This is a genomic window from Chryseobacterium sp. SIMBA_038, assembly GCF_046535115.1.
Lineage (GTDB): Bacteria > Bacteroidota > Bacteroidia > Flavobacteriales > Weeksellaceae > Chryseobacterium.
Genome location: NZ_JAWRXH010000300.1, coordinates 1 through 255, shown reverse-complemented (window position 1 = coordinate 255; position 255 = coordinate 1). Strand labels below are relative to the sequence as shown.

Genomic DNA, 255 nt, shown 5'->3' with positions numbered 1-255 from the left:
CTCGGCCGTGCGCGCGATCGCGACCAACAGGTCGTCGACGCGCCGATCGAACGCGTCTTCGTTCTCGAACGGCACCTGCAGAACGGTCACGCCGTCGCGGGTCGAGGTGCGCGCGAGGCCAGCGAGCACCTCGCGCTCCACTCGCTCGAGCACGCGGACCCGACCGCGTCCGCCCGGCCGCTTCGGTTCGACACGCAGTGTCACGTGCACGTCGATCAGCTGGACCGCAGCGCTCGCATCCGCTCCGGGTGTCGC

Annotated in this window: 1 protein-coding gene; it reads right to left on the bottom strand. The window is 71.4% G+C overall.

The window, feature by feature from the left end; genetic code table 11:
- On the bottom strand, nucleotides 1-255 hold a 255-nt coding region (locus tag SB689_RS23640), incomplete at both ends, for a hypothetical protein (protein ID WP_410694480.1).